Below are 23,663 nucleotides of genomic sequence, written 5' to 3'. Positions count from 1 at the left end.
TTAGTATGTACGAGCTTTAGGCGGAAATGCTTCACGATGCACAGGGCTCATGTTCACTTCACGCTTGCTCATTTCTTGAGTTTTTGGGTCATAAATACTGTGGCATAACCAATTTACATCATCACGGTCTAAGAAATCTTCGCGACTATGGGCACCACGGCTTTCTGTACGGAAATTAGCAGCGGCAGCGGTAGCAAGTGCAGTTTCCATAAGATTGTCTAATTCCAAACACTCAATACGCTGGGTATTAAATTCTTTCGAATTATCAGATAATTTCGCATGTTTTAAACGTTCACGAATTTCTTTTAATTCTGCCAGACCTTCCGCCATTGCTTGACCTTCACGGAAAACCGAGAAGTTAAGTTGCATACAGCGTTGTAAATCTTTTTGATTTGAACTGGATCTTCACCTTGAGAAGTCGATTCCCAACGATTGAAACGTTCCATCGCTTTCTCAACATCAGCATCAGTTACTTCAGTGGCACCGCGCCCTTCACCTAAATATTTTTCTAGATATAGACCTGCAGCGCGACCAAACACAACTAAATCAAGCAATGAGTTACCACCTAAGCGATTTGCGCCGTGTACAGATACACAAGCAATCTCACCTACGGCAAACAAACCTTCAACTTCAGCAAACGAGCCATCGTCGAGTTTTGTTAACGCTTGACCGTTTACGTTAGTTGGAACACCACCCATCATATAGTGACAAGTAGGAAGAACTGGAATTGGTTCGTCAGCTGGATGAACGTGAGCAAATGTCTTAGACAATTCACATACACCAGGTAAACGTGCTTCTAACGTTTCACGACCTAAGTGGTCTAGTTTTAACTTCAGGTGAGGACCTAAAGGACCGTCACAACCGCGACCTTCACGAATTTCAGTCATCATTGAACGTGCTACAACATCTCGAGACGCTAGGTCTTTCGCATTTGGTGCATAACGTTCCATGAAACGTTCGCCGTCTTTGTTAAGAAGGTAACCACCTTCTCCACGACAACCTTCTGTCACAAGTACACCTGCACCGGCTATGCCTGTTGGGTGGAATTGCCACATTTCCATGTCTTGCAATGAAACGCCAGCGCGAACCGCCATGCCAACACCGTCACCAGTATTAATATGCGCGTTAGTAGTAGAAGCATAAATACGGCCTGCACCACCTGTTGCTAAAACAGTCGCTCGAGCTTTAAAGAAAACAACATCACCAGATTCGATGTCAATTGCTGTACAACCGACAATTGCACCATCGGCATTTTTAACTAAATCAAGTGCATACCATTCGCTATAAACTGTAGTTTTGTTTTTAACATTTTGTTGATACAACAAATGTAACAAGGCGTGGCCAGTACGGTCAGCTGCCGCTGCAGTACGAGCAGCTTGTTCGCCACCAAAGTTTTTAGATTGGCCACCAAACGGACGTTGGTAAATTCGACCATCTTCGAAACGAGAAAAAGGTAAACCTTTATTTTCCATTTCTAAGATTGCCTCTGGCCCTTCTTTACACATGTATTCAATCGCGTCTTGGTCGCCGATAAAATCAGAACCTTTAACGGTATCGTACATATGCTGTTCCCAGTGATCTTCATGGGCATTACCTAGTGCTACGGTAATACCACCTTGAGCAGATACTGTGTGCGAACGAGTTGGGAAAACTTTTGAAATCAAGGCACATGATTGGCCTGACTCTGCAATTTGCAATGCGGCGCGCATACCTGCGCCACCTGCGCCGATTACGACGGCATCAAATTCAAGAACTTTAATACTCACTTAAACACCCCACAAAACAAATAAACCAGTTATGACGTAAGCCAAACCGATCGTGTTTAGAATAAAGCTTAGTATTGAGCGCATTTTTGGGCTTTTAACGTAATCCGTTAATACTTGCCAAAGACCTATACGAGTGTGAACCCAAATACAAAGTAAGGTGATAAAGGTAAATACTTTAACCGCAATGTTAGAGAATAAACCTGACCAACCTTCATAGGTCACAGTAGGTGTTGTTAGGAAATAACCTAAAATAAATATGACATACGCTGTCATGAATAACGCCGTAGCGCGAAGTGAAACGTAATCTTGGATTCCGTCACGCTTTAAGGATGCTTGATTAATCAACATATCCATACTCCCGCTAACACTACAGTTACAATCCAAAGTGCAATTGACACCTTGGCGCTTATGTTCCCTGATTCCAATTCTTCCCAATAGCCCATATCCATTATCAAATGACGAATGCCACCGATAACATGATAGGAAAGAACAGCAAGAGTACCAATAGTGATGATTTTGCCTATCACACCATTAATTAATTCTTGAGCTGTTTCAAATCCTTGAGCTGATTGTAAGGATATCGCCCATACTACAATCACAAAAATGAGCGCAAAAAATAATGCGACACCTGTGACACGATGCAATATGGATGCTTTAGCCGACGCTGGCATTGAAATGGTTGTCAGATCTAGATTTACAGGTCTTTGTTTTTTCACGGTTACATGCCTATCCGAGCTGTTTTTATTTTTGTGTGTGCGTACTAAACCAGTACACTTGTGTTTTTGCAATACGACTAAAGTTTAATATTTACAACTATTAAAATTTGGTAGAAATTACAGACTGCATACGTGTGCAGCCAAGTGGAGTATATATATCGATTCTCGATTTATCAATTTCTGTTTAAAATTAAGCGCTTTAATCCAAACGATTGAACAATTATTAGCTAATATTGAATAATTATTAGTCATAAGTGCAATTAAATTGACTTTTTACTCTATTTTGTAGTTACAATGTTGCACTTTTAAAAATGACCGACTTTACTTGTCTTACAAAAATACTAATTTTTGAATGTGCAAGTTAAGAAACGTCGCACAATTAAAAAACGACAATTATGAGGAGAACATGAATGGCGGATAAAAAGGCCACAGTTCAAGTCACTGGACAAGAAGCTTTCGAACTTCCTATTATGTCTGGTACTGCAGGTAACGATGTCATTGACGTAAGAACTTTGGGTTCTAAGGGGTTTTCACCTACGACCCAGGCTTTTTGGCTACCGCATCATGCCAGTCTAAAATCACTTTCATTGATGGTGGTAAAGGAATTCTGTTGCATAGAGGTTATCCAATCGAACAACTAGCTGAAAACTCTAACTATTTAGAATTATGTTTTCTGTTATTGCACGGTGAATTACCTTCTGCAGAAGAACTGGCTGCGTTTGAAAACACCATTACAAACCACACATTGGTACATGAAAAAATTGCAACATTCTTCCAAGGATTTGTAATTGAAGCACACCCAATGGCGATGCTATGTGGTGTTGTTGGTGCTATGTCTAGTTTCTACCATGACGACCTTGATATTACTGATCCAGAGCAACGCAAACGTAGCGCTTATCGTTTAGTCGCTAAGTTACCTACTATCGCTGCAATGGCTTATAAATATAGTATCGGTCAACCTTTTGTTTACCCTCGCAACGACCTTTCTTACTCTGAAAACTTCCTAAATATGATGTTCTCAGTACCAGCTGAAGATTATGTAGTTAATCCTGTTTTGGCGGACGCAATGGATAAGATATTCATGCTTCATGCTGACCACGAACAAAACGCATCTACTTCAACTGTAAGACTTGCTGGTTCTTCAGGTGCGAATCCCTACGCATGTATCGCAGCTGGTATTGCGTCACTTTGGGGACCTGCACATGGTGGAGCAAATGAAGCATGTTTAACTATGCTAGAAAAAATTGGCTCTGTAGATCGTATTCCTGAATTCGTAGCAAAAGCAAAAGATAAAGCGGATCCGTTCCGTCTTATGGGCTTTGGTCACCGTGTTTACAAAAACTTTGACCCTCGCGCCAAAGTTATGCGTCAAACATGTCACGATGTTCTTAAGGCATTACACATCGAAGATCCATTATTGGATGTTGCAATGGAACTTGAACGCATTGCATTAGAAGACCCGTATTTTGTTGAGAAGAAATTATACCCAAATGTTGATTTCTACTCAGGCATTATCTTAAAAGCAATGGGAATTCCTACTAGCATGTTCACTGTAATCTTCGCTATGTCTCGTACTATTGGCTGGATCAGCCACTGGGACGAAATGTTAGGTGAAGAAGGACAAAAATTGGTCGTCCTCGTCAGTTATATACTGGTGCGCCTCAACGTGATTACGTTACAGCAGATAAACGTTAATTATTACGTACCTATTAGAAAATAGCAGCTTAGGCTGCTATTTTTTTGCCTATGATTTAACAAAAATCCATCTATATTGGTTAATTCGACTAACATTTAACGATATTCGTTAAATTATTTATCTATACGCCAAACCTAAAACACAATACTGTTCTAAGTTGTTGATAAATATAACAAATATTATTGGTGCGCTATGTGCAATACCAGTCAAACCTTAGATTATGGATTTGCCAAAAAATGAAAAACTTAAAAACAACAAATCATTCCCCTCTCATCGCTATTTTATTTGCTTTTTCGAGCGTATTCGCGATTAGCGGATGTGGTGAAGCGACAGCGTCAATGGATAAAGAAGAAGAAGAAAAAAAGAAATTGTTAAAGTCCCTGTTGAAGCAACTAAGATTACTCGGGGCCAAATCGCAAATTATTATGCAGCCAACGCCATCCTAGAATCCATCAATGAAGCTGATGTAATCGCTAAGGTACAGGGTCTTATTGAGCAGGTCCTAGTAGAAGAAGGTGACTATGTCGAACAAGGACAAGTACTCGCCACTATAGATGCAACACGTTACCAATTAGTATTAGACCAACGTAGAGCGGAGCTTAAACAAGTTAAAAGCGAATATGACCGACTCAATTCAACTAAAAACAAAGGTTTGGTTTCTGCAGATCAACTCGAAAAACTGCAATGGCAATACAAATCGCTTGAAGCCGCAACAAGTATCGCTGAGTTAGATGTGGCAGAAGCTAACGTAGTTGCGCCAATTTCTGGTTTTATATCGGCTCGCTACGTTAAAAAGGAAATCTAGTCCAACAATATCAGCATGAAAACTTATTCCATATCGTATCTCAACGTGAACTTCAGGGCGTTTTACATTTACCAGAAGGTCAATTTTCTAATGTTAAGAAGGGCCAAAATGTTAATTTGTCTGTTCCCGCAGTAAATAACCAACAATTTGTTGCTAAGGTAGAAAGAATTAGTCCTGTAATTGATGCAAAAAGCGGCACATTTAAGGTAGTAATCACTATGGACAATCAAAAATTACTCTTAAATTCAGGAATGTTCGCTGAAGTTAAACTCGAATATGGCGTTCATCGCAATGCATTACTCGCACCTTCAAACAGTATTTTGACGATGGACAATCAATCGATTGCTTATATTGTGAGTGAAAATAAAGCTATTAAGACAGAAGTGGTTATTGGTTATCGGGAAAATGGCTTTGTTGAAATTTTATCTGGCCTAGACGACAACGCGTTTTTGATCACAGCAGGTCACAATAATCTAAAAGACCAAGCTGACGTTAACGTAATTAATAATATTTAAGGGCAATAAAATGAAAATAGTCGATGTTGCCATAAAACGTCCGGTCACAATATGGATGTTTGTCTTTGCAGTAATGTTGTTCGGTATTGTGTCTTTAAATCGGTTAGCAATAAATTTACTGCCAGAATTATCTTATCCTACATTAACAATTCGAACCGATTATGAAGGTGCAGCCCCTGCAGAAGTAGAACAATTGGTAAGTAAGCCGATTGAAGAAGCCATAGGTACGGTCAAAAATGTTCGCTATAGTAAACTCTGTTTCTAAAGCAGGTCAGTCAGACATTGTTTTAGAATTCGAATGGGGGGCCGATATGGATTTGGCCAGTCTTAATGTTCGAGAAAAACTCGATATTCTGCAACTGCCTCTGGATGTTAAAAAGCCAGTATTGCTGCGATTTAACCCTAGCTTAGATCCAATTTTGCGATTCGCTCTTAAATCAGACAACTTAGATGCCGATTTAAAATCAATACGTACATTTGCTGAAGAAGAAGTAAAACGTAAATTAGAAGCTGTTAATGGTGTCGCATCCGTAAAACTAGGTGGCGGCTTAGAGCAGGAAATTCATGTCTCAATCGATCAACGTAAACTCGCTCATCACAATTTAGATATCAGTCAAATTATTCAACGTTTGCGTGACGAAAACGTCAATTTATCCGGTGGTCGAGTCAAAGACCAAAGTCAGGATTATTTAGTTCGAACAATAAACCAATTTAAAGATTTAACCGACATCCGCGAACTTATCGTCAAACATGACGGCAGCAGGATCATTAGATTAAGTGAAATTGCCAAAGTGACCGACGCTCATAAAGAACGAGATAGCATTACTCAGGTCAACGGCGAAGAAGCCATCGAAGTTGCTATCTACAAAGAAGGTGATGCAAATGTAGTTAAAGTCGCCGAACTAGTGCTAAGTCAACTCGAAGTAGTTAATGATATACTTCCAAAAGGATTAACTTTAGAGCCTATATATAACCAAGCGACGTTTATCGACTCAGCCGTAGATGAAGTACAAATTGCAGCCGTGATTGGCGGCTTATTGGCTATGTTGATCCTGTATTTGTTTCTGCAAAACAGTTGGACCACATTTATTGTTTCGCTTTCAATTCCAGTTTCTGTCATCGCCACTTTTAATTTTATGCACGCTAATAGCATTTCTCTTAATATTATGAGTCTTGGTGGTATTGCATTAGCCATCGGTTTACTTGTCGATTCTGCTATAGTTGTACTCGAAAATATCGCCCGTTACAAAGAACAGGGTTTAGAGCCAAAACAAGCAGCAGCGATTGGTACCAAAGAAGTGGCGACTGCCGTAACTGCATCAACACTGACCACTATGGCCGTATTTTTTCCACTTGCATTTGTAGAAGGCATCGCAGGACAACTATTTTCAGACCAAGCACTTGCCGTAACGTTTGCGTTATTTGCATCGCTAATTGTTGCCATCACATTAATTCCAATGTTAGCAGCAAGAGAAACTAGAAAGTTTGAAGAAGAGCAAGACCCATTTATCCAACCTACAATTAAAGAAAAACCAACCAATAAGATCGCATTGGCGTTTTGGTATTTAACCTAGCCTATTAAAAAGCTAATTTTAGTCGTGGTTTATTACATTCCGTTAATTGTCACTATTGTATTAAAAGCCGTTATACGCCTATTTGTTAAAATTATTTCCTTTATTATGGTGCCATCAGCTAAAGGTTTTAATTTTGTTTACAACCGTTTGAGTGAGGTGTATCAAAATACCCTAATTGTCTCTTTAAAGCGGCCTGCGTTAACGATAACTGCTATCTCATTATTAGCACTAGGTAGCGTGCCGTTAGTTAAAAAGCTTGGTTCAGAATTATTACCTCCGATGGCTCAAGGTGAATTTTTGTAGACGTATTAATGCCAACTGGCACTAAACTAGAAGAAACAGAAAGACGTTTGACGCAATTAGCAAATGTTGCCAAAACCCTCGAGGCTGTTGAAAGAACCTATAGCGTCGTAGGAACAGGAAGTTTGATGAATGCGTCACCATAGGTCAAAGTGGTGATAATTGGGGGCGTCTCAATGTTGTCCTTAAAAAGGCCAATCATCAGAGCAAGAAAGTATTGTTATGTCTAATTTACGTGCGGAACTAAATCGTATTCCTGGCGTAAATGGCACTATTGACCGCCCTAAACTCTTGACCTTTAAAGCACCAATACAAGTTGTTCTTTCTGGCTATGACCTTTCCATGTTGCAAACACAAAGCAATAAACTGGTCGCCCTATTTGAGTCAAACAATTACCTAACCGACGTCAATCCAAGTTTAAAAAAGGCCACCCTGAAATAAAACTCGAGTTTAATCACGGTAGACTAGCCCAACTTAATTTAACTGCGGCTCAAGTCTCTGACGTTGTTGCGGCACAAATTGGCGGCAAAGTCGCAACCAAATTGTCTGTTGGCGATAGAAAAGTCGATATTTTGGTTCGCACAAACGAAAATGACCGCAATTCAATTAACGATTTAAAACAGTTAATCGTCAATTCAAATTCAACAATGCCAATTTCGTTAGCCGATGTCGCAGAAGTGAGTTTAACCACAGGTCCAAGTGAAATAAATCGGTTACAACAGCAACGAGTTGCCCTTATTGATTTAAATGTTACTGGTATTGATTTAGCAAAAGCGGTCACAATCGTTAACGGCATTATTACGGAACAAAATATGCCACTGTCAATTACATGGGCTGTGAAAGGGCAAAATGAAGATATGCAAGTTTCATTTGAATCATTAACCATTGCCCTCATCTTGGCCGTATTTATGGTGTATATCGTAATGGCGTCACAGTTTGAGTCTTTATTACACCCGCTCATTATTTTATTTACTGTGCCATTAGCAGGAGCCGGATCGATTTACGGTCTGTACTTAACAAACAGTAACATCAGCGTTGTCGTCTTTATTGGTTTTATTATGTTGGCTGGTATTGTTGTCAACAATGCCATCGTCCTAATTGATAGAATAAATCAGCTGCGAGAACTCGGTATTGAAAAACGACAGGCTATTTTGGAATCAGCGCAAAGCCGATTGCGTCCTATTATAATGACAACACTGACAACAACTCTCGGGCTGCTGCCTCTAGCGCTAGGACTGGGTGACGGAGCAGAATTACGTTCTCCAATGGCACTTACCGTCATTTTTGGACTGATATTTTCTACCTTGCTGACGTTAATTTTTATTCCATCGTTATATTTACTGATCGACCGAAAACGATTTGTATCTCCTGTCGATGAACCTGTTAATCACCTTGACTCAATTGCTCAGTAGGTTGAAATGAATAATTTAAATAACAACACACAAACTGCCAGTAAATCGTTGGCAAACTGGGCGATTAAAAAACCCGTAACAACCATAATAATGTTCGTGTCATTGCTTATTTTGGGTATTGTTGCCAGCCGGTTACTGCCGCTAGAAAAGTGGCAAGGATTGATATTCCAGAGTTGTATATTAGTGTTCCCTACCCAAATTCGACACCAGCTGAAGTAGAACGCCAAATAACTAAGCCAGTGGAGGAGGCTTTAGCAACGATTTCCGGTATCCAGCAATTTAGAACTTGGTCCAAGGAAACCGGCGCAGACATTTCTATCCAGTTTAAATGGGACGAAAATATAAACGCTAAGTCTATTGAAGCGAGAGAAAAATTGATGCAATTCGCGATCAATTGCCAGATGATCTAGAGCGCATTATGGTATTTCAGTTTAATACGAACGACATGCCTGTCTTTAACTTGCGTATATCTTCGGATCGAGATCTGTCATTAGCTTATGACTTACTTGAACGTAACCTAAAACGCCCTATCGAACGTGTAGCGGGCGTTTCTCAAGTGACCCTATATGGTGTTGATAAACGCCAAATTAGCATTCGTTTAGATGAAAATAAAATAGCGTCTTATCGTTTAAATTTACCCACGGTCGTAGAAAAACTTCGACGCATGAACTTCAGTCAGTCAGCCGGTTATCTTAATACCTCCGACGGTAAGATAATGATAAACCCAAATGGTAAATTTGAATCCGTAGAAGACGTATATAATCTTTATATCGAACAAAACATCAAACTTGGCGATATTGCAAATATTCAATTGGAGTTGCCTGAACGTCAAGATGGTCGTCATTTGCATCAAACTTATGCCATTGGCATGGATGTCATGAAAGAGTCCGGCGCTAATTTAGTACAAGTTGCGTCCGATGTAATGGAAGTCGTAAATGAAGTTTCTAATAGTGCGCAATTTAATGGCATCAATTTGTTCGTCATGCAAAACACTGCCGAAGATGTTACCAACTCCCTTAGTAATTTATTGGAAGCCGGTTTAATCGGTGCCCTTCTGTCAGTTATCGTTTTATATTTGTTCCTGCGTCATGTGGCGACAACGATAATCGTTGTTTTGTCCGTACCTTTTGCAATTTTTATCACGTTAGGTGCGATGTATATGCTGGGCTACAGCCTCAATATATTGTCGCTTATGGGCTTAATGTTGGCCGTCGGTATGTTAGTGGATAATGCGGTGGTAGTTACCGAATCTATATTTCACGAACGTCAAAATGAAAAAGACCAAATAAAAGCGACAAACCAAGGCGTACAAAATGTATCACTTGCTGTTATTGCAGGGACTTGTACTACAGCGATCGTTTTTTACCAAATATCATAGGTAAAAAAATTGATATCACTATCTTCTTAGAACACGTGGCTATCGCTATTTGTATTTCCTTATTCGCTTCACTGTTTATAGCGCAAACATTGATCCCATTGCTAACCAGCAAGATTAAAAACATCCCGATTAAAAAGAACAAAGAAGACGGTAAGCTAATGAAGTTTTACCAAAAATCGTTAAATTGGGTGATGAACCATCAGAAAAAGTCGTTTTTAGTTGGATTTTTACTGTTTGCTTCTATGGCTATTCCTATGGGCGCCGTGACGAGTGATGAAGCCGACGGTGTCGATAACACCCGCATGTTTATCAACTACCAACTGCAAAAAACTATTCTAAAGACGAAGTTGAAAAAATAGTAAACCGAATGGAAGACTATTTATACGCCAATCAAGACAAGTTTGAATTTGATTCAGTCTATAGTTATTACACTAATGGTTACGCGAACTCTGTAATTAACCTAAAAAACAACTTACGCGCTCTGCTAAGGCCATCAAAACTGATATAGAAAAAGACTGGCCAACCTTTGTTCGGGCCCGACCTCAGTTTGGCTGGGGTGGCGGCAACGGCGGCGGCATCCAAGTGACCTTAAAAGGCAATGCGACGGAAGTATTGATGGAAATTGCAGACCAATTAATTCCTGTTATCTCGAACATTGAAGGCTTGGAAGATGTAAATTCTGAGGTCACTGGTGATCAAAAAGAAATCCAAATAATTATTGACCGAGAACGTGTGCAACGTATTGGCCTTAGTAGCCGAGATGTTGCTCAAGCAGCGGGGACGGCACTTCGCGGTTTAAACTTGCGTACGTATCGTGACCGTAATTCTGGTGAGATCCAAGTACGGCTAATGTTTGCTCAGGACGTTGAAAAATCACTTGAACGTTTTCGTTCTATCGTTATCCATTCCGAAGACGGTATTGACTATCGTCTTGATCAACTTGCTGAGCTCAAAATAGTACCTAGATTGAGCCAAATCAGTCGATTTGAACGCCAAACCAGTTTAAATATTGGTGCAAACATGGCGGAAGGCACAACCTTAGAACAAGCAAAACTACGAATAGAAGAAACCTTAAACCAAATACAACTCCCTACTGGTTATAGCTGGAGCCTCAATGGCAGTTTCGAAAGACAACGTGAAGCTGAAAGCGTCATGGAAGTTAATATGTTGTTGGCCTTAGCCATGATTTACATCGTAATGGCCGCATTATTCGAAAGTTTGATCTTGCCTACTGCGGTTATCACCTCGTTATTGTTTTCGATTTCAGGCTTGTTCTGGGCACTTATGCTAACCGGCACCAGTATGTCAATCATGGTAATGATTGGGATCTTAATTTTGATGGGTATCGTCGTAAACAACGGAATTGTATTGGTCGATAGGATTAATCAATTACGGGAACAAGGTTATGCAATTAAAGAAGCCGTTTTAGAAGGTAGTCGTAATCGTATTCGTCCAATTTTAATGACTGTGGCGACTACCGTTTTAGGTTTATTGCCACTTGCTGTCGGAAATGCCAACATTGGCGGCGCAGGCAGTCCTGAATATTCACCAATGGCCATAGCGATTATGGGCGGGTTAATGTTTTCAACTGTGACCAGTCTTTATTTTATACCACTTGCATACGTGCTTTTGTTAAAACTCAGAGACCGAAGCCATCGTTTGTTCGCCCGCAGTAACAAAATTGTAGGGAAAGTTATTTAAACTATTTTAAAACGGCTAGATTAAAGTAATCTAGCCGTTTTATTTGGTTTTAGAAAAAAATACACAAGCCATTATGAATATAGTGAAAAGTCGGTTTTCACTAAAATGATGCAACCTTGCACAGTTGTACCTCATATCCTCCAAGCCCTTTTGAATAGTTAATTTTTTTCACTTATATAACAACATGTTAATTTGTGGAATACAACTTGCCATTACTTCTTACCTAAGTACTTAGTTTTTAGCGTGTGTTCCTGTTCATAAGCAATTTATGGCATCGACCGTTAAAATCCACACCACATTTTTATAAGGCAATGCGATGTTAACATTGCTTAACAAGGAATATTTATGGGCAATATTATTTTTATCCTGTGTCCCTGTTACTAAAATCAATTGGGATAAGAAACTGTTTTGTCTTAGCGATTACGTCCCTGTCGATTTATCTCACATTAAATATGTTAAATATTTTCAATGTTCTGTCGATTGGAATTGTCCAAATAAATATTTTATGTTTACTCTCTAGCTACCTTTTATTTGGCACTTTATATGTCACTTACCACTATTTGAAAACATCCCTTAGTTTTCTTGATGAAATAGACATAGAACAATTTGATCCCCGTAATATAAAATCTTTAGCCAGCCAAAATCATCCACTTGCTGCTAAATTTGTCGAAGTTCTCCGCGAACTAAGCCGCTCCAATGAACAAAACACTGCAAGATTAAGAGAGGTGGCCTACTCAGCCCAACAAGTGATCGGTACAGCCAATTCGGTTAGTGAAAACGTACAGCGTCAATCTGACGCCACCACAAGTACTGCGTCGGCCATAATAGAAATGACACATTCTTTACAGGAAGTCAGTAACAAGATAGAACTGGTTCATAGTGCCGCATGCGGAGCGAGTAGTACCGCATCACTAGCGAAAAAAGAGCTCATCAATTTAACTGAAAAGTTACATAACGTTACTATCGAAGCCTAGGATACGCAAACTAGAATGGAAAAACTGAACGTTATGGCGACATCCGTTGAAAAAGAATCCCATGCCATTCAAAAAATTGCCCAACAAACCAACTTACTTGCGCTCAATGCATCTATTGAAGCAGCTCGTGCTGGTCAGTTTGGCGTTGGGTTTGCCGTCGTCGCCGAGGAAGTACGCGAACTTGCTACCCGCTCACACCTTGCAGCTGACAGTATTGTTCGGGCGGTCTTAGAGGTATCTAATCAAACAAAACAGATATTAGACAGTATGACCACCGTTGTTATAGAGACTCAGCAAAGTTGTGATGGCGCAGTGATAGTAGATCAAGCCCTAACTCAAATAGAACAAACAACAAACGATGTTCAGGAACAAATTGCCATTGTAGCGACCAACGCCGAACAACAAGCTGTGGCGACAAACGAGATTGCAGAGCATGTAGATTCAGTTGTGGTTGTTGCAAAAGAAAATGCATTAATAGCAAAACAAACAGAGCATGTCGCAGCACATTTGGAACATTTAACTGAGCAGTACGCCTAAAACTATAGGGAAGCTTATGATAGAAATTTGTATTTATTCAGCTGTTATTTTTAGTTTTTTTGTTTATTTTAGATACACAAAAAGCGACAGCTGGTCACTTCACAGTGTCGAGGCGTTGCTCAGATAAGTCAGTTAAAAGATCTCATTTCTCTCACTCAAAAACATCGAGGAATGAGTTCAGCTTTATTAAACGGCAACACCCAAGCTCGCACTGATCTGGTAAAAATAAAACGAAACATCAAATCCGTACAGTCTAATCTTGCTAAACCTGAGTTAGAAATTAACCATGTTCGTTGGGATAGTTATATTGATCACTGGACTCGGCTACAAAAAATACAACAACGATTACAGTTTTAGAAAACTTCAGTCAACACACCAAATTAATTGAAAATTTACTGTATCTATTAGAGGATATTGCTGAGAATAGTGCATTAAATGGTACGCAATTGCCCTCATTACCTTCCGTTGGATTCACTTGGCGCGAGTTAATTCAAACGTCGGAATTTGTTGGTCAGTGCCGTGCGATTGGCGTTGGTATAGCCACAATGAAACACTGTAGCTAAGGTCGATAAGATTAGGCTAGCGTATTTACAACAAAAACTAACCAATACCACTGAACACGTTTTAGACCATTTATCCTCGGTGGATCCTATACCTTTGAACAAAAACAAAAAGTTGAATTAGCAAAAAACAAATAAACCAGCTCAACGGAACAATCTCCAATGAGTTTATTGATGCATCAACAATTGTGGTCGAGCCAAAAGTCTATTTTGAATTTACGTCCGTGACGATGGCGACATTAAATGATATTTTTGAATTGCAGCTACGTCAGGTGCTAAGTGCATTAAATCTCACTAAAACTCAGCAATCAATAGTACCTCTGAACGGCGTTAGTAGTTCTGTATAGCGGAACTCGTAAGCTATTTGATCGCGTTTAATTAATGGAAGCAGACCAACTTGACGCCACCGTCACATCAGTTGTTTTTTAGCGACCGGTTTAACACCTGTAAAGCCCCAACCGGTATGTTTTAACGCTTGTTCTATCAAATTTATAAGTGAATAAGCCAAACCAGTTGATAGTCCTAACGTTAAACGTCGCTTATTTGTGCAGTCTATGTGAAGGGTTTGTTCATCTATTTTTATACCGCAAGCTAAAATTGGCTCACCTTCATCTAAATCAACTTTAATTGGTTCCGCCGATTTATTGATCTTGCCTTGTAATTCAGCCTGCTGCTTTTGAAATGCCATGATCTCAGATTTATGGGGGCCAGCTGTTTGCTCTTTTATCACCGGATCGTTTTGTGTTGTTTGGTTTAATTGCGCTAAAAACAACATTACAAAACGTCGTGTCAACCACACTTTGTGGATATCTCCCTTAGCTTTAATCGACATTATCATTCGGTCGTGTACTGCATTATATCCGACTTGGATCTGTTCCATTAGGCATCTTAATTGGTAAGCAATGGGGGTTAGTATAACGTTTCGAGTCACAATAAAAACCGGCAGACTCGTTAAGAAATTTCAAAGGTAAACAAAAAACGCTGTTAACGAACAAAAGGAGAGAAATTGGCCAATCAAATAATTGACCAATAAATTAGTGAACTTAATCGGTAAATCTATAAAATATGCGCTGATATACGCATTTAGACAACTCGTTTATATGTCGTATAGCCATTAGTTGGCGCAGTATTGGGTTTAAATATTGCAATTGAAAGTGGGGCCATTTCGACTGCCAAATAAGATGCTGAAATTCTAAGTTGAGCGGGATACATGCCGAGTAATTCAACCATGTTCCCCATATTCATTAATTTCGAATAAGGGATCATCAACTGTTCTTTCACTGACTCGTTTTTGGGGTTCACCACTATAATACAGGCATCTTCCACTTTGTCCGTATAGCGCAGAAACGCAATTAAATCCGATGAATGGACCGTTTTAAATTCGCCAATTCGAAGCGCCCTATTCTGTTTGCGAGTTGCTACTAATTTTAAGGTCCACAACAACATCTCGTTATCTTTCGTCACTTTATCCCAGCACATCGGCGCTCGCATTTCTGGATCATCTCCCCAATCATTCCCAACTCACTGCCATAATAAAGATTTGGTGAGCCCGGAACGCAAAACTGCAGCGCCATAGCGAGTTTACGCTGTGCAATATCAGGTACTAACGTCGCCAGCCGCGCAGTATCGTGATTGTCTAGTAGAACCTAGGACTTTAATAATCCTTCATAATTTGAGTCTACAACCATCTGATTAAGTTGTTTATTCGCTAAATTTGCTGGGATAGCACCGAGAACACTTTGGATTATCAAATGCCGCATTGTAAGATTCATAATGCCATCAACACTGCCTAACCATTGCTGTGGATAGCTCCATACTTCACCAATAATAAGCGAGCCGGGTTTATGCTTGTGGGCCTCAGACGTTAATTCAGCTAAGTAATTAAAACCAATGTCATGGGCAACATCCAAACGCCATCCATCAACACCGTCGGTGAGATAACTTTTAACCACAGAGTCGTCATCTAAATATACATATGAACGCACAGCTTCATTTTCTAAGTTTAGTTCAGGTAAATTGGTCGCATTATCCCAACTTCGATACCCCACTTCATATTCATCACTAAAACAAAACCAGTCTCTATATATCGAGTCAGGTTTATCTTGTGCATCTTGAAATACCGGCGCATTTTGCCCCATATGATTAAATACTCCATCAAGCACGATTTTCATGCCTTTTTGATGAACAGCATCTATTAACATTTTTACATCTGATTTAGAGCCAAATTCTGGTGATATGTTTTTAAAGTCCAAACTGTCGTATTTATGATTGGTATACGCCTCATGAACCGGGTTTAAATACAGAACATCTACCCCAAGCTGCACGATGTAATCCAGTTTGTCGGTAAGTGACTCAAAATCCCCACCCCAAAATTCTATTTCGTGACTCCACAATTTGTGTTGTTCTAAATAGTGTCCGTGTTTAGGCGTTTCATTCCATCTTTTTAGAACTTTGGGTTCAGGATAAAGACCACATTTATTTTCGAGTTGAGAAGACGGTGCAAATCGGTCTACCAAAACTTGGTAAACGACGGCACCTATTCGCCAGTCTTTTTCTCGATTTGTAAGTATTTGGTTAAGTTCTGTTTCCGATTGAGTGGCGTACGTCATGAGTTCCCTGTTTGCTATATCACTTTTACGATTTAAATTAAGCAGAAAAATTATTCATTGAGGATCATTTGAAACCCACCAAATATTATGCGAGTCATATCAAAAGGCATTTCCATGTCCATTCTTGGGTCTTGCATTAGCCCTTCCATACCCGCATCTCGCGTTTTTTTATCTGGCCAAGTAACCCAACTAAATACTACGGTTTCGTTGGCTTCACATTTAACGGCCATTGGAAATGACGTTATTTTACCGTCTGGCACATCATCTCCCCAACATTCAACCACACGTAAAGCACCGTATTCTTTAAAAAGTGCAACGGACGTTTTAGCATGTTCTAGATAAAGTTCTTTATTTTCAGTTGGTACCGCTGCGACAAAGGCGTCTATATAATCCATTTTAAATTCCTCTTTTGTATACCCTAATTAAGAAAATAACGTCAATGATGAAAGCTGACTTGTTATATCATTTTTTAACTCAATTAACTTTAGGCTGATTTTAGAATAATTCAAATAACTAAACACATGAATTTTAGAATGTTTTAATAATCAATCGACTTAAAAGGATGAGGGTTTAAAATGGGTATAGAAAGGTTAATCTTAAATGAAGAACAGTTTGCTTTTTGTCTATAAAAAGCAAACTGTTATTGGCGTTAAGGCTTAAAACATCGACTAAAACTGCATTTCAGGCACGTCACCATTAATCCGTAATTTACCCGCTGTTTTTTGCTTTATTTCATCAACGGACACGCTAGGAGCGCGCTCTAACAAAACAAACTCGCCTTCGATTATTTCTAAATAAGCCAAATCAGTTATAACCTTAGTAATGCAATTTACACCAGTAAGTGGCAAGGTACATGCTTCAAGTAATTTAGACTCACCATGTTTATTGGCGTGAGTCATAGTAACAATAATATTGTCTGCTCCGGCCACTAAATCCATAGCGCCCCCATGCCTTTAACTAATTTACTAGGGATCATATAGCTTGCAATATTACCATTTTGATCTCATTTCAAAAGCACCTAAAACTGTTATATCAACATGTCCACCGCGGATCATAGCAAAGCTTTCAGCCGAACTAAAATTGCCGCGCCCGTGGCTGTGGTTACTGTTTCTTTGCCCGCATTTATCATATCGGCATCAACATTTTCTTTTGTAGGGTATGGGCCCATACCTAACAATCCATTTTCTGATTGCAACATAACTTGCATGCCGTCAGGTACAAAGTTAGCAGCCAAAGTTGGAATACCAATGCCAAGGTTTACGTAATCACCATCATTAAATTCGCGAGCAACACGTTGTGCTATTTGTTCTCTAGATAACGCCATCAGTGTGTCTCCTATTAATCTGCTGTGGTAATTTTTTCGATACGTTTTTCAAACGTACCTAAAATAATGCGGTCTACATAAATCCCGGGCGTATGAATTTCGCTTGGGTTTAGTTCCCAGGCTCAACTATCTCTTCAACTTCAACAACAGTGACTTTACCTGCTGTTGCCGCCATAGGATTGAAATTTTGCGCCGTGTGACGATAGATACAATTACCATAACGGTCAGCTTTCCACGCTTTGACTATTGCGAAGTCACCTGTAATGCTTTCTTCTAATATGTAGTTGCGGCCATTATATTCACGTACTTCTTTGCCTTCACCAACTAACGTGCCGTAGCCGGTTGCAGTAAAGAACGCAGGAATACCCGCACCGCCGGCTCGCATTTTTTCTGCAAGTGTCCCCTGTGGCGTTAATTCAACTTCCAATTCACCATTGAGTAATTGCTTTTCAAATAACGCATTTTCACCCACATACGAAGACACCATCTTTTTGATCTGCTTGTCTTCCAATAAAATACCGAGTCCAAAGCCGTCTACACCACAATTGTTTGATACAACTGTCAGGTCCGTTGTGCCTTTTTTCTTAATTTCAGCAATGAGGCCCTCTGGGATACCACATAAACCAAATCCACCTGCGATAACGGTCATGTTGTCTTCCAATCCCGCCATGGCTTGTTCATAGCTTGTCACTACTTTGTCAAACCCTGCCATTTTCAACCCTCTTATTTTATTAGTATTTTTATCTGCCAATAGTTACATAACTCTGTCACTGACCCAATTTTTTAGCGCACGGTTGTCTCAATCAAGAACCATAGGTAAGTAAACATCTTTTGACACATTTTGTTTCGAAGTCATTACACGCTTTATTACAGTGTAGGCATTAATCTCCTAAAGTCATTGCTACTTTAGAACACCAAGGCCACTAAATTTGGCCTGTGTGGCACTTTAGTAGTAATTTTTTTCACCCCATTATTTGGTATTGTCATAACATCAATAAAAATAAAAGGGTTTACCATGTTAAAAGGCAAAATTGCGTTAGTCACTGGGTCTACAAGTGGCATTGGTTTGGCAACTGTTGAGGTTTTGGCAAATGCCGGCTGCCATATTGTTGTGCATGGATTAGTGGAAGATCATATTGGTGAGCAAATCGCCCATGAATTAGCCGAAAAATATAACGTTCTAAGCTATTTCTCAAATGCAAATATGGCCGATCAAAACCAAATTTTAGAGATGTTCTCTTTTATCGAACAAGAACTTGGCACTGTCGACATCTTAGTTAATAACGCAGGTATACAGCACACGGCGCCAGTTCATGAATTCCCTAAAGACAAATGGGATCTAATATTAGCCGTTAATTTATCCTCAGCATTTCATACTACTCAGGCTGTACTACCAAAAATGCAGCTCAAAAAATGGGGACGTATCGTCAATATTGCGTCTGTACACGGATTAGTAGGCTCAGTTAACAAGTCTGCTTATGTCGCCGCTAAACATGGTTTAGTTGGACTAACGAAAGTGACCGCTATAGAAAACGCTAATATGGGTGTTACGGTTAATGCCATTTGCCCAGGTTGGGTGGAAACACCATTAATCAATCAACAAATTCAAGATATTGCAGATAAAGACGGCTCTGACCTTGCGACTGCTAAAGCAAAACTCGTCACAGCCAAACAACCCCGTGCAGAAATGGCAGCACCATCGCAAATTGGTGAATTGATTCACTTTTTATGCAGTGATGCGGCGGCTGGAATAACCGGAGCATCGCTACCTATTGATGGCGGTTGGACAGCTCAATAAATCTATTTTACGTTTACTTAATAAAAACGCAGCTTTGGCTGCGTTTTTTATTACTATTATTTGTGAATAAAATCTAAAACCCATACCTCTATTATTCTGCTTGAACAAACCGACTAATTTCACTATACAAAGATTGGCACTCGTCTGGGACAAGATCTTCGATATTCATAAAGGCGTGGATCATCCCTTCAAACTGTACGTGTTGAGTCTCAACGCCTTTGGTTATCAATCGCTCTAGATAAGCTAGACCTTCATCTCTAAGAGGGTCACACCCTGCTGTAATAATTAGTGTCTTAGGGTAGTTCTCAGGTAACGGGCCAAACAAAGGCGACGCTAATTTTCGGTCTTCATTGGCAGTAAAATAATGATCGAAATACCATTTAATTCGGTTATTTTCCAACAAGTATCCCGTGCCATTTTCTATATAGGACCCCGTGGAGCCGGTGTAATCAACACTTGGATAAATTAATATCTGCTTGTCTATCGTGACACCAGATAAAATAGATCCATAACTGGTTTGACGCATCAAAATACTGGTACAAATTGCGCCACCGGCACTATCACCAGCAATAAAAATTTGACCATTGTGCTGCACGTCGCCCAACACCAGTTGAATATTTTTAATTGTGATCTCGGCATCTACCAAACCACAAGGGTACGGATGCTCTGGAGAGCGTCTATATTCAACTGCCACAACATGGCAATGACTATGAATGGCAAGTTTTCGACACATAGGATCATACAACTCAATATCGCCACACATATGCCCACCACCATGAAAGTACACAAGTACTGGCAAGGGTCGTTGAGTATCGGGACTAAACAATCGTACGGGCACTGATAAGGTTTCATGACGAATTTCTTTATCCGCAATAAAGGAAATTTCCGGAACCTTAGTTACAAAAGCTGACAGTTTTTGTAAATTTAATCTCGCCTGCTCCGTCGTCAGGGTTTGACCAGATGATTTAAACGCTTTGGCTGCAACGTTTACCGTTGCAATAAAGTCCGTTAGCTTTGGTGATAATTCGCCACGCATGCTTATTGTCCTATTCTGTCGTTGGTTCAGTTTTGTCAGATAAATCAGATTTCGGATTGGTTTCAGGTAAAAAGAAACTACCTAGAAAGAAGCTTGAACTAACAAAACTTATTAATACAAATGCATAGAAAAAATCCCCCTGGTGCCAATCGACAACGAGGCCAAACAACCACAAGACAAGGGTTGCCACCGAATAACTGATTGACCAGAACAAACTGAAGACTACGGTAATTTTACCCGCGCTCATTTTTTCATTTCATGTGGGATAGAAACCAATGCCGTTATAGGGAAAAATATAAAGAACCCCAGTAAGATAGCGGAGCCTGTTTGAATTAATGCGTTTTCTGAAAACGACAACCCTATAACCATTACCGTTTGGATTAAGCCTGACCAACGAATAACGGGGACTCGCTGTTTGATTTTACGGCTATATAACATGCCCGCAATCGTGCCTATAATACCCGCGCCTATAACCCATTTACTCGCGGATATTCCGGCTGTTGGATAAAAGGTAAAAAGGCAAATATAAAACGCCAGCAAACCAGAATACGTTAAAGCGTACGCCCAGTTAAAGCTATCGGTGATACCAGACTTATAACTATATTGAACTGCGCCTTCTTGTTTCTCTTGCGCTGCAGAACTAGTCCCATCAAATTTAACGAACAACCAAAAAATTGCCAGCAATCCACTTAAAAAGAAAACAATACAAGCGTATTTTGCCAGCTTCCGGTAAGCGCATTGATGTCGTTCATACACCACAAAACAATCGCCGTACCAACATTAAATGCGACGGCATTTAGACCATTAATCGTGGCGCGTTCCTCTACTGCAAACCAATTCATCACAATTGGATTGAAGTAAACAATCATTAATGCCCCGCCAAGTCCCATTAAAAATCGACTAACCAATAGCCAGTCGTAGCTAGGCGCATAAGGAGTCATCAACCCGACGGTGACCAATAAGCAAGAAACAAAGAACGCTCCTTTTATTCCAAAACGAATAGCAAAGTAAGCCGCGCTAAACGTACCGACTATCTTTGCAAACGTGACAGCCCCTGAAATAAAGCTCGCCGACGCCAAACTGGTCAAATCTAAGTTGGCCATTATTTGGCTCATACTTGCAGTTCCCCCCACCCATGCCATCGCGAACAAGACATAACTAAGAAAAACAATCGCTTCCACTAGGTATTTGTTACTAATATTCATATATGCTAATTTTTCATTTAGAAAAGTGATGGTAGGAGATTAACGCAGGGTTTATCAAAAATATCTTCTACCTTAGTACACTATGCTTATCCGCAGTCTGCCTTTAAGCTAACGATTCGCTTATATTTTGGGGTAATACTTTGTTTACATGGCTGTCTGTCGATACGTGGTTTATCGGGTTGTTGTCTCTCGGCTATTTATTGCTGCTGTTTTTTATCGCCTATTGGGGACAACAGGGCAAAAACTCTAGATGGACAAATCACCCTTGGATTTATAGCTTGAGTCTGGGCGTGAGCTGTACCTCTTGGGCGTTTTACGGGATCATTGGTCAAGCTGCAACAAGCGGTCAATGGCTTGCTTATATCTATTACGGTACGATAGCCTGTTTTATTCTAGCGTGGCCGATGCTGTTAAAAATGCTCAGAATAAGCAAACAACAAAATTTAACCTCAATTGCGGATTTTGTTGCCTGCCGCTACGACAAATCATTAAACATTGCGGGTATCGTTACCGTTATCGCCCTTTTGGGGACAATTCCTTATATTGCCCTACAACTTAGAGCCATTAGCCAAAGTTTTGATTTAGTGACTGGCAGTTATCGTTCAGGGGTGAATACCACCATTATCGTCGCTATGGTACTTTCCGTATTTAGTGTTTTATTTGGTGCACGGCATGTTGTTGCAAATAAACAAAATAATGGCCTGACTTTAGCTATCGCTTTTAGTTCTATAGTCAAGTTACTCGCCATCACGACAGTCGGCTATTACATTACGTTTGGCGTATTTGACGGGTTTTCCGATTTACTTGTTCAACAACAGCAACTTCCTCAAGCCGAAGTCAAAACGACTTCGTTTTATATGCCAATAGCTCAGATTGCCCTTGGTTTTATTTCAATTTTTATTACCCCGCAACTGTTCCATGTCATGGTGATAGAAAATCACAACGAACAACAATTAAAAACCGCCCGATGGCTTTATCCATTGTTTCTGATATTAATTAACTTGTTTGTACTTCCAATCGCAATTGCGGGACAAATCACCTTCCATAGGTGGCAGTGTCAATGCCGATACTTATATATTAACTTTGCCACTATATTTTCAACAAGAATGGTTAAGTATCTTTGTTTATATTGGTGGTCTTGCGGCTGCAACGAGTATGGTTATCGTTGCCTCAATTGTACTATCAACTATGGTTTCAACCGAATTAATTACCCCGAGTCTATTACGCTTCAACCCCAAATATGTAGATCAAAACCAGCGCTTTTCTACTTTATTGTTAAATTTTCGTCGATTTGCGATTGTTGGCATTTTAATGCTGTCATTGCTATTTGAACGGATAGTTGACCAACAAAGCCATCTTTCAAGTATTGGTATCTTATCGTTTGTGTTACTGGCTCAATTTGCCCCAGCTGTGATAGGCGCATTGTATTGGCGCAGTGCCAGTTCGAGCGGCGCCCTTACCGGTATCGTAGTCGGTAGTTGTCTATGGTGTTATACCTTGTTATTGCCCACAGTATGGCCTAATTCATATCTCGTTGAACAAGGTTTGTTTGGCATTTCATGGTTGCAACCGACCAATTTATTTGGTCTAGGAATGTTAGATGTCACAAGTCACGGCGTATTTATCAGTCTCGCCATCAATACTCTGTGTTTTGTGTTGTTATCGCTAAATAGTCGGCGCTCTGTTGGTGAAAAAATACAAGCGGAGATATTTTTAAAAAACCAACAAATAGAGTTACTTACCAGTTAACGACAGAT

20 protein-coding genes and 6 pseudogenes are annotated in these 23,663 nt (G+C 39.8%); 13 read left to right on the top strand and 13 right to left on the bottom strand.

Annotated features, from left to right (window positions below; translation table 11 throughout):
* From sdhA to sdhC, 3 genes and pseudogenes are all read right to left on the bottom strand, one after another.
* Positions 1-1,766, bottom strand: a pseudogene (gene sdhA / locus PN838_RS01515) (succinate dehydrogenase flavoprotein subunit).
* Entirely contained in the window at positions 1,767-2,114 is a 348-nt protein-coding gene (gene sdhD / locus PN838_RS01510) for a succinate dehydrogenase, hydrophobic membrane anchor protein (protein ID WP_215962799.1), read from the bottom strand.
* Positions 2,108-2,482 (bottom strand): succinate dehydrogenase, cytochrome b556 subunit, encoded by a 375-nt coding sequence (gene sdhC / locus PN838_RS01505; RefSeq protein ID WP_215962798.1) that lies wholly within the window; start codon positions 2,480-2,482, stop codon positions 2,108-2,110. Before sdhC ends, sdhD begins: the two co-directional genes overlap by 7 nt.
* A 410-nt stretch (positions 2,483-2,892) precedes the next feature.
* Between sdhC and PN838_RS01500 the strand changes: the two are divergent.
* From PN838_RS01500 to PN838_RS01455, 10 genes and pseudogenes are all read left to right on the top strand, one after another.
* Positions 2,893-4,177 (top strand): annotated as a pseudogene (locus PN838_RS01500) (citrate synthase).
* A gap of 237 nt (positions 4,178-4,414) precedes the next feature.
* Positions 4,415-4,624, top strand: coding sequence for a hypothetical protein (locus tag PN838_RS01495; protein WP_272179561.1), 210 nt, complete (start codon positions 4,415-4,417; stop codon positions 4,622-4,624).
* Positions 4,546-4,983 carry an efflux RND transporter periplasmic adaptor subunit gene (locus PN838_RS27915; protein WP_502592197.1) on the top strand — a complete coding sequence of 146 codons (438 nt, stop codon included), beginning with the start codon at positions 4,546-4,548 and terminating at the stop codon, positions 4,981-4,983. The genes PN838_RS01495 and PN838_RS27915 overlap by 79 nt, the downstream gene beginning before the upstream one ends.
* Before the next feature lie 32 nt (positions 4,984-5,015).
* On the top strand, positions 5,016-5,498 hold the full coding sequence (locus PN838_RS01485; RefSeq protein WP_502592196.1) for an efflux RND transporter periplasmic adaptor subunit: 483 nt from the start codon (positions 5,016-5,018) through the stop codon (positions 5,496-5,498).
* A 10-nt stretch (positions 5,499-5,508) separates the two neighbouring features.
* A pseudogene (locus tag PN838_RS01480) lies at positions 5,509-8,784 on the top strand (efflux RND transporter permease subunit).
* Between the two features lie 6 nt (positions 8,785-8,790).
* Positions 8,791-11,863: pseudogene (locus PN838_RS26855) on the top strand (efflux RND transporter permease subunit).
* Between the two features lie 452 nt (positions 11,864-12,315).
* Positions 12,316-12,837, top strand: coding sequence for a methyl-accepting chemotaxis protein (locus tag PN838_RS01470; protein WP_272179559.1), 522 nt, complete (start codon positions 12,316-12,318; stop codon positions 12,835-12,837).
* A 15-nt stretch (positions 12,838-12,852) separates the two neighbouring features.
* Positions 12,853-13,374, top strand: a complete 522-nt coding sequence (locus PN838_RS01465) for a methyl-accepting chemotaxis protein (RefSeq protein WP_272179558.1) — start codon at positions 12,853-12,855, stop codon at positions 13,372-13,374.
* 171 nt (positions 13,375-13,545) lie between these two features.
* Positions 13,546-13,731, top strand: coding sequence for a hypothetical protein (locus tag PN838_RS01460; RefSeq protein ID WP_272179557.1), 186 nt, complete (start codon positions 13,546-13,548; stop codon positions 13,729-13,731).
* A 391-nt stretch (positions 13,732-14,122) separates the two neighbouring features.
* Positions 14,123-14,281: a hypothetical protein gene (locus PN838_RS01455; protein WP_272179556.1), complete on the top strand. Its 159-nt coding sequence runs from the start codon at positions 14,123-14,125 to the stop codon at positions 14,279-14,281.
* A 62-nt stretch (positions 14,282-14,343) separates the two neighbouring features.
* Here the strand turns inward: PN838_RS01455 and PN838_RS01450 are convergent, their stop codons facing one another.
* From PN838_RS01450 to PN838_RS01420, 7 genes and pseudogenes are all read right to left on the bottom strand, one after another.
* Complete coding sequence (locus PN838_RS01450; RefSeq protein ID WP_272179555.1) at positions 14,344-14,814, bottom strand: hypothetical protein; 471 nt, start codon at positions 14,812-14,814, stop codon at positions 14,344-14,346.
* 203 nt (positions 14,815-15,017) lie between these two features.
* Positions 15,018-15,425 (bottom strand): hypothetical protein, encoded by a 408-nt coding sequence (locus tag PN838_RS01445; RefSeq protein ID WP_272179554.1) that lies wholly within the window; start codon positions 15,423-15,425, stop codon positions 15,018-15,020.
* Complete coding sequence (locus PN838_RS01440; RefSeq protein ID WP_272182489.1) at positions 15,395-15,529, bottom strand: hypothetical protein; 135 nt, start codon at positions 15,527-15,529, stop codon at positions 15,395-15,397. Before PN838_RS01440 ends, PN838_RS01445 begins: the two co-directional genes overlap by 31 nt.
* A gap of 51 nt (positions 15,530-15,580) precedes the next feature.
* Positions 15,581-16,543 carry an alpha-amylase family glycosyl hydrolase gene (locus PN838_RS01435; RefSeq protein ID WP_272179553.1) on the bottom strand — a complete coding sequence of 321 codons (963 nt, stop codon included), beginning with the start codon at positions 16,541-16,543 and terminating at the stop codon, positions 15,581-15,583.
* A 50-nt stretch (positions 16,544-16,593) separates the two neighbouring features.
* Positions 16,594-16,938 carry a DUF1428 domain-containing protein gene (locus PN838_RS01430; protein WP_215962789.1) on the bottom strand — a complete coding sequence of 115 codons (345 nt, stop codon included), beginning with the start codon at positions 16,936-16,938 and terminating at the stop codon, positions 16,594-16,596.
* 273 nt (positions 16,939-17,211) lie between these two features.
* A pseudogene (locus tag PN838_RS01425) lies at positions 17,212-17,867 on the bottom strand (3-oxoacid CoA-transferase subunit B).
* A gap of 14 nt (positions 17,868-17,881) precedes the next feature.
* A pseudogene (locus PN838_RS01420) lies at positions 17,882-18,579 on the bottom strand (CoA transferase subunit A).
* Positions 18,580-18,882: 303 nt separating this feature from the next.
* On the opposite strand from PN838_RS01420, the gene PN838_RS01415 reads away from it, so the two are divergent.
* Positions 18,883-19,665, top strand: coding sequence for a 3-hydroxybutyrate dehydrogenase (locus PN838_RS01415; RefSeq protein ID WP_272179552.1), 783 nt, complete (start codon positions 18,883-18,885; stop codon positions 19,663-19,665).
* A gap of 91 nt (positions 19,666-19,756) precedes the next feature.
* Here the strand turns inward: PN838_RS01415 and PN838_RS01410 are convergent, their stop codons facing one another.
* The 3 genes from PN838_RS01410 to PN838_RS01400 all read right to left on the bottom strand — a co-directional run bounded on the left by PN838_RS01410 (position 19,757) and on the right by PN838_RS01400 (position 21,906).
* A complete protein-coding gene (locus tag PN838_RS01410) occupies positions 19,757-20,701 on the bottom strand; it encodes an alpha/beta hydrolase (protein ID WP_272179551.1) in 945 nt (314 codons plus the stop codon).
* Positions 20,702-20,944: 243 nt separating this feature from the next.
* Positions 20,945-21,367 carry a hypothetical protein gene (locus PN838_RS01405; protein WP_272179550.1) on the bottom strand — a complete coding sequence of 141 codons (423 nt, stop codon included), beginning with the start codon at positions 21,365-21,367 and terminating at the stop codon, positions 20,945-20,947.
* A gap of 23 nt (positions 21,368-21,390) precedes the next feature.
* A complete protein-coding gene (locus PN838_RS01400; protein ID WP_272179549.1) occupies positions 21,391-21,906 on the bottom strand; it encodes an MFS transporter in 516 nt (171 codons plus the stop codon).
* Positions 21,907-22,046: 140 nt separating this feature from the next.
* Between PN838_RS01400 and PN838_RS01395 the strand changes: the two genes are divergently transcribed.
* Together PN838_RS01395 and PN838_RS01390 are read left to right on the top strand one after the other, a co-directional pair.
* Positions 22,047-23,237 carry an SLC5/6 family protein gene (locus tag PN838_RS01395; RefSeq protein WP_272179548.1) on the top strand — a complete coding sequence of 397 codons (1,191 nt, stop codon included), beginning with the start codon at positions 22,047-22,049 and terminating at the stop codon, positions 23,235-23,237.
* On the top strand, positions 23,218-23,655 hold the full coding sequence (locus PN838_RS01390) for a hypothetical protein (protein WP_272179547.1): 438 nt from the start codon (positions 23,218-23,220) through the stop codon (positions 23,653-23,655). The genes PN838_RS01395 and PN838_RS01390 overlap by 20 nt, the downstream gene beginning before the upstream one ends.
* The last annotated feature ends 8 nt before the right edge of the window (positions 23,656-23,663 follow it).

It is taken from the genome of Psychrosphaera algicola (assembly GCF_028401425.1).
In the GTDB taxonomy this organism is placed as follows: Bacteria; Pseudomonadota; Gammaproteobacteria; order Enterobacterales; family Alteromonadaceae; genus Psychrosphaera; species Psychrosphaera algicola.
Note: the sequence above shows the minus strand (reverse complement) of the source record. Positions and strands in the feature narration are given on the sequence as shown.

Bases quoted from the DNA above. Each gene is read 5' to 3' on its own strand.
- sdhD (WP_215962799.1), bottom strand. From the start codon at position 2,114: ATGTTGATTAATCAAGCATCCTTAAAGCGTGACGGAATCCAAGATTAC.
- PN838_RS01495 (WP_272179561.1), top strand. From the start codon at position 4,415: ATGAAAAACTTAAAAACAACAAATCATTCCCCTCTCATCGCTATTTTA.
- PN838_RS01470 (WP_272179559.1), top strand. From the start codon at position 12,316: ATGTTAAATATTTTCAATGTTCTGTCGATTGGAATTGTCCAAATAAAT.
- PN838_RS01465 (WP_272179558.1), top strand. From the start codon at position 12,853: ATGGAAAAACTGAACGTTATGGCGACATCCGTTGAAAAAGAATCCCAT.
- PN838_RS01460 (WP_272179557.1), top strand. From the start codon at position 13,546: ATGAGTTCAGCTTTATTAAACGGCAACACCCAAGCTCGCACTGATCTG.
- PN838_RS01450 (WP_272179555.1), bottom strand. From the start codon at position 14,814: ATGGAACAGATCCAAGTCGGATATAATGCAGTACACGACCGAATGATA.
- PN838_RS01445 (WP_272179554.1), bottom strand. From the start codon at position 15,425: ATGCGAGCGCCGATGTGCTGGGATAAAGTGACGAAAGATAACGAGATG.
- PN838_RS01435 (WP_272179553.1), bottom strand. From the start codon at position 16,543: ATGACGTACGCCACTCAATCGGAAACAGAACTTAACCAAATACTTACA.
- PN838_RS01430 (WP_215962789.1), bottom strand. From the start codon at position 16,938: ATGGATTATATAGACGCCTTTGTCGCAGCGGTACCAACTGAAAATAAA.
- PN838_RS01415 (WP_272179552.1), top strand. From the start codon at position 18,883: ATGTTAAAAGGCAAAATTGCGTTAGTCACTGGGTCTACAAGTGGCATT.
- PN838_RS01410 (WP_272179551.1), bottom strand. From the start codon at position 20,701: ATGCGTGGCGAATTATCACCAAAGCTAACGGACTTTATTGCAACGGTA.
- PN838_RS01400 (WP_272179549.1), bottom strand. From the start codon at position 21,906: ATGAATATTAGTAACAAATACCTAGTGGAAGCGATTGTTTTTCTTAGT.
- PN838_RS01390 (WP_272179547.1), top strand. From the start codon at position 23,218: ATGCTGTCATTGCTATTTGAACGGATAGTTGACCAACAAAGCCATCTT.